Consider the following 5,917-nt stretch of genomic DNA (forward strand, 5'->3'; position numbering starts at 1 on the left):
TGTCCTGGCCTCTCTCATGTCGCGGTCAAGCCAGACATAGGCCCACTTGGTGGAGAAGTCCACGAAGGCAAGAATTCTCTCGCCGTTGTGGTTCTGCACCCATGGCTGCCAGTAGTCACCGCTGAATCCGGCCGGAATCTGTACAGCCGGCGCCAGTTCGAGGAAGCTGGTGTTCGCCTCCTTGATGAGGGCTATCTGCTCGTCAGACTCGGTCGCGGCCAGTACGTCCTCCCACATGGCATGCCATGCGGGATCGTTCAGGTTGGAGAAGTTCCACTGGTGTCCGGCCCTGAAGTTGTTCAGCGCGTTCGGCCTCGCCGGCTCGTGCCAGAACATGAAGTCGTACTGCTTCTCGAACAGACGGCTCTGTATGACAGGACCATCTACCAGGTCCAGCGTGACCTTCACACCAATGTCGTCCCAGAAGTCCACCGCTATCTGCGCTGACTCGAGCTCGAGCTCAATGGTGTGCGTGTGCCGTCCGCGTCCAGGGGATATCCGGCCTCGTCCAGCAACTCTCCGGCCTTCATTGGGTTGTACTCGAAGTATTCCTGCACCGACTCCGGCTGCTGGTCCAGCGGCACATAGTGCAGCGGCCACTCAGGAGACGACGGGAAGGCGAACAGGACCGAGTCGCCCTCGAACAGGTTCTCAGAGAAGACCTGTCTATCGACACCCATGTTCATCGCACGACGCACCCTGAGATCGTCGAATGGAGGCTTGTTCATCGGCATCCAGAACACGTGCGCTCTCTCAAGAGGCTTGACTTTGCCTAGGTCGGGGTTCGACTCTTCGATGCTGGCCCAGTCGGATGCGCGCACCGAGCGCAACTTGTCAATCTTACCCGTCCTCAGGGCGGCCAGCCTGGCGGCTTCCTGGGGTATGATGATCTCGACTATCCCGTCCATGAAGGGCATCGCGTATTCTGTGCCTTCGACACTGTACGTGGCCCACCAGTCCGGGTTCTTCTCGAATTCGAGCTTGCTGCCGGCTACGTATCCATCCTCGACCGTCATCCATGGGCCGGTGCCGGACTGGTTCCAGGGAACGTCCGTACCAAGCTCGATGGTCTCAGGGGGTGCGGCTATCAGGTAGGGACCCCAGGCGAACTCGTAACCCCAGAACGAGACCGGCTTGTTGGTGTGGTATGTAACCGTATCGTTGACGCCATCGCCGTCCGTATCGTCGCCGGTCACCTCGTCCAGGAAGTCGTGCCTGGGCCAGCGGCAGTCCTTGATGCGGTTCATCTCGGCAACCAGTTCATCAACTTCGACCGGCCTGCCGAATGTGGGATGCTTGTCCTGCCATCTGATTCCCGGCCTCACGTGGAAACTGTATGTCAGAGGATCCGGTATTTCCCAGCTGTCGGCCAGGGCTCCGGTTGCGAGCTTGTCCGTTCCGAAATCCAGTGTGGGCAGATATGTTGTCTCGCCGGAACCTGACGGACCCTTGTTGTAGTCGCCGATCAGGAAATTCTCGACCGAGTAGGAGAGCCTTTCTTGGTTCTTGAACTCGCACATGTCCCACTTGGAGCCGGGCTCGCTGGCTAGTGCAAGTCTCAGCTGTCCGCCGTAGGACGGGCCTGTTCTTATCTCGACAGCCTTGACGTCCTCGGGCTTCAACTGCGCAACGGCGAGTGGAGCGGCTTCGACCGCCGCCTCGGCAGCCTTCTTCGCGGCCTCTTCGACGGACTTCGCTATCTGCGCCTCCTGCGCCTTCAGCGCCTCCTGAACGGCCTTGGACACTTCTTCCGAAGTGGCGCCCTGCACTGCAGGAGCCGGCGCTGGCTGAGCTTGCTGTGCCTGCTGGACCGCTTGCTGAGCCGCCTGCGCCGCAATCGCAGCGACGTCCGGTGTCGGCGCGGCGGGAGCCGCCGCCGGTTCACTTGCACATGCCATCAGTGCCACTAACGCTAATGCGAGAGTCGCCATCGCTATTAATAACTGCACTTTTTTCAATTTCCGTACCCCATCCTTTCCTATCTATACACGGCGAATTGTGGTGCGATCAAAGCTACGAGTCCCTAACAGGCTGCTGAAGAAACAGCTCAAAGCCTCATTCTCAGTAAAGTTGGGATGCAATGACTCATCTGGTAATTGCGATGCTGCCTCTGATAATAATCTTAGGCTGGTTCCAATAGCCCTGAATGGGGGAAAATGTGGACACTGTTTCCGGAAATATATTCTCCCATGCGCATTGTGTCAACCTCGATCGGCTCACACGTGAACGGCGGAGTTAACGTGTTCCATTATGAAAAATGCGGGATCGAGTCTGACTCTTAATGAGACTGGCTCATATGCCCTCAAAATGACCTGTCGACCCGTTCTCGATATGATCCTTATGGCGCCAAGCGCTTCGATGTGCAGTGACCTTATGGGAGCGTGGCAACAAGTCCCATCGCAGTCTTGTCCGCTCATCCGGCCTGCGCCCTATACTCCAGGAGGCAGAAATGTTGGGAGTTGCAGGTTACCAAAGTCGTCGCCTCCAACAGGTCAGCGTTAGGCGACGACTCCTACGCCCCACACAGAGGCGGGGCTCTTTTCTTCAGACGATCCGTCTTCTCAAGTGTGTACCTCCGCTTGGGGGATGTCCCCGTACGTGATTAGTTGTCGTCAAAGTCTTTCAGCGACCCGAGAACTCCCCACGGTTGTGACCCCTGTGAATGCGCTGCATCCATTTCAGGATGTCGCCGACAGAAGAACGTGCGGTTATCTCCGCTTACCGAGTAAAGTGTTTGAGAGCGCTACCACATGCAGTACAATCTTTACGTAACCTTGAGTCGGTTACTATGACTTCTCGTAACTCTTCGGCAAATTCGGCATGAATGCCCTGTTGGGTCCGAATCCAGCCTGTCAGCGAGGGAGGGAATTTCAGGGTCTTTACATTCCAATCGAGGCGGCGAGATTAACCGACCGGACGCTCTCTTACGAGAGATAGCACAGCTGCGGGACCGTCTCTCCCGTCTGAGCGAGGCCTGTCTCCGCATCACCGGGGACCTAGACTTCGAAACGGTGTTGCAGGACGTGGTGGATGGGGCGCGATCCCTCACGTCGCGATAGCGGTGGCCGACGAAGGAAGGGGCATCCCTGCGGAGGGTTTGCCACACCTGTTCAGGAAATTCTCCATGGTACAGTCCGACGACCGGAGGGAGAACACCGGCTTGGGCCTAGCGATCTCCAAGGGTATAGTGGAGGCGCACGGCGGGCGCATTTGGGCCAAGAGTCACAGGCAGGGACTGGGGGCGCGCTTCACCTTCACGCTCCCGACACTTGGGGTGTCGGGTATCGGCGCATCAAGCGCACTCCCACCGGTCTCGACGCGCTCCTCACAGAGCGAGGAGTCGGAGGAGGAACAGGAGAGAATCCTAATTGTGGACGACGACCCCCAGACCCTCCGCTACGTTCGCGACACTCTCGCCCAGTCGGGCTATGCGCCGATAGTTACCGGTGAACCGGAGGAGGCGGTCCGCCTGATAGAAGAGGAGAGGCCCCAGCTGGCGCTGCTGGACATGATGCTCCCCGGAACTGACGGCATCGAGCTGATGGAGGAAATCCTGAAGACAGCGAACGTGCCGGTCATCTTCCTGTCGGCCTACGGACGGGAGGAACTCGTAGCCAAGGCCTTAGACAAGGGAGCTGTGGACTACATCGTCAAGCCCTTCTCGCCGACGGAGTTGGCCGCGAGGATCAGGGCTGCCCTGCGCCGGCGGGAAGTCTCCGAACCGTCGGAGCCGTACATGCTGGGAGACCTCACCATCGACTACACCTCTCGCAGGGTGACGCTTGCCAGTCGTTCGGTACCGCTGGTGGCGATGGAGTACAAGATGCTTGTCGAGCTATCGGCCAACGCCGGGCGGACGCTGACCTACGATCACCTGTTGGAGCGAGTTTGGCGTGTGAGGAGCGGCGAGGACAGGGACGTGCGGCCCATGCGCACCATCGTCAGCAAGCTGCGTCGCAAGCTGGGTGAGAACGCAGACAACCCCACCTACATCTTCACCGAGCCACGCGTCGGCTATCGGATGATGAGAGGTGAGCCACCGAGCGCGGAACCATCCGAAACTCCCTAATATAGCCATACTCCAACCGTCCATCCCAACCACATGGACAGAGACCATATGACAGGACTAACTTACCAACAGGCCGGAGTCAACCTTGAGTCATTCCAGGACGTCAAGCGCCGCACACGAGACATAGTCACACTGGAGCCTCGTCCCCAGTGAACATAGTTTGGACTTGTAGGCTCGCCGGCTGGACAACTTCTTCACTCTCGCGGGTCCGGGAGGCTTCATCCTTCCAGACGACTAAGTTCCATGGGACGAACCCAGTAGGACGTCTCCAACAGTCGGTCTCACAGGGAATAAGTTTCCGATCCCGGATGGCCCATAAATTATCATCGCAGTCTCAGGCCGTTTAGGTGGAATTAACCGCCCTCGGCCTGTTCGCTCAGGACGCCTTGCCTATCCTGAACATCGTGCTACCGCACTCTCCACACTTGCCCCGGGTGGCCGGCCTACCGTACCTCTCCCGAGGTCGAAGGTCGGATACTCACACAGAACCCGGCAGGCCGTTATAACCGAAATGTGCCGCTCACATATCTTACAGCGGGCACTGGATCTCACGCGCGCAACGGTGCGCTGACGTGGTGCAGGTACTGCAGTATCTCTCGCTGCGACTGGACTACGCCCGTTTCGTAGTACGAAATCGAATGCTCCCCGCAGAAGGGCCTGACGATCTTCTGCGCTTCCTTCAACCGGTTGCGGGGCATACTCGGGAACAGATGGTGTTCGATCTGGTAGTTCAGCCCGCCGTATAGAAGGTCGTTAATGGGACTCGACCTAACATTCCTGGATGTGAGCACCTGCCTCCTTAAGAAGTCAAGCCGCATCTCCCCATCGAGCATTAGCATGCCCTTATGATTGGGTGCGAACGTCGAGCCAATGTACAGCCCGATCAGCAACTGGTTGACCGCGATGAACAGCAACCCTTGCCAGAACGGCAGGGACAGGAACACCAAGCCAGCATAGACACCAATGTGGCCGACCATCATTATCGGCTCGGCTATGGGGAACCTAAGCCTGTTTGTGAGCATGTACCGGATGCCCGAGTACTTGAGCACCAAGCCCTCTAAACAGACCAGCGGATAGAAGAGAAAAGCCTGGTGCCTGACGATCAAGCGGGGTATTCCCTTCATGGCGCGAGCCTGATCTTCCGAAAACGCGACCACTGGGATTTCGATGTCGGGGTCCATGTCCAGATCATTGGGATTACTGTGGTGCTCGTTATGCTTCTCAACCCACCAAGTCCGGTTGATGCCGATCAAGAAGCTCACGAACAGGCCGAGGATATCGTTATTTCGGCTGGAACGGAACACTTGTTTGTGGCCCAGATCGTGTCCGGTAAAGCTCATCTGCACAATGACAAATGCCAGAAGGGCTGCGTTCAGCATCTGCGGCCACACGCCGTCCACAAGCGTGAGAACCGCGACACTCAGCGCCAGCAGGCTCATGTACACGATCAACCTGACGACGTAATGCCCCGGGTTCTTTTCCAATAGTCCCGCATCCTTGACAAGCCGCTTCAGTTGCGCGTATTCGTTTGGCTCCAATTCTTTCCTGGCAGCGCCGTCCGGCGCGCCCGACATCTCGTCGGTTGACTCCATTGCCATCCGTTTTCCGCCTTTCGATTTAGGCTTATTTCACGTAGAGATGGCCACCAGGACTGGCGGCCATCTCTATGGGTCTGGCTGGGACGCCAGAATTCTAACTTTAAGTTCCCTTGTCCCGAATATGTCTCACCATCGGGCTGGAGAACGACTGGTCGTCATCGCTGAAGGTGAGTGATTGGCCACACTCTGTACAGGAGAGGGTCCTGTCCTCGTAACTCAATGGGATTCTCCGTTTCATCAGATAGTTGAC

Annotated in this window: 4 protein-coding genes; 1 reads left to right on the plus strand and 3 read right to left on the minus strand. The window is 57.7% G+C overall.

Going from position 1 to position 5,917, the window contains the following annotated elements:
* Both J4G14_14745 and J4G14_14750 read right to left on the minus strand, forming a co-directional pair.
* Positions 1-432, minus strand: a 432-nt coding sequence (locus J4G14_14745; protein MCE2459049.1) for a hypothetical protein, incomplete at its 3' end; no start/stop codon positions are given.
* 2 nt (positions 433-434) lie between these two features.
* Positions 435-1,949, minus strand: a complete 1,515-nt coding sequence (locus tag J4G14_14750) for a hypothetical protein (GenBank protein MCE2459050.1) — start codon at positions 1,947-1,949, stop codon at positions 435-437.
* Between the two features lie 1,112 nt (positions 1,950-3,061).
* Between J4G14_14750 and J4G14_14755 the strand changes: the two genes are divergently transcribed.
* Entirely contained in the window at positions 3,062-4,069 is a 1,008-nt protein-coding gene (locus J4G14_14755) for a response regulator (GenBank protein MCE2459051.1), read from the plus strand.
* Between the two features lie 548 nt (positions 4,070-4,617).
* On the opposite strand, the gene J4G14_14760 is transcribed toward J4G14_14755, so the two are convergent.
* On the minus strand, positions 4,618-5,667 hold the full coding sequence (locus J4G14_14760; protein ID MCE2459052.1) for an acyl-CoA desaturase: 1,050 nt from the start codon (positions 5,665-5,667) through the stop codon (positions 4,618-4,620).
* Positions 5,668-5,917 lie beyond the last annotated feature (250 nt).

The organism is Dehalococcoidia bacterium (assembly GCA_021295915.1).
Classification (GTDB): Bacteria; Chloroflexota; Dehalococcoidia; order Lucifugimonadales; family UBA1123; genus VXRN01.

Coding starts and splice junctions, on each gene's coding strand:
- J4G14_14760 (MCE2459052.1), bottom strand. CDS start 5,667: ATGGCAATGGAGTCAACCGACGAGATGTCGGGCGCGCCGGACGGCGCT.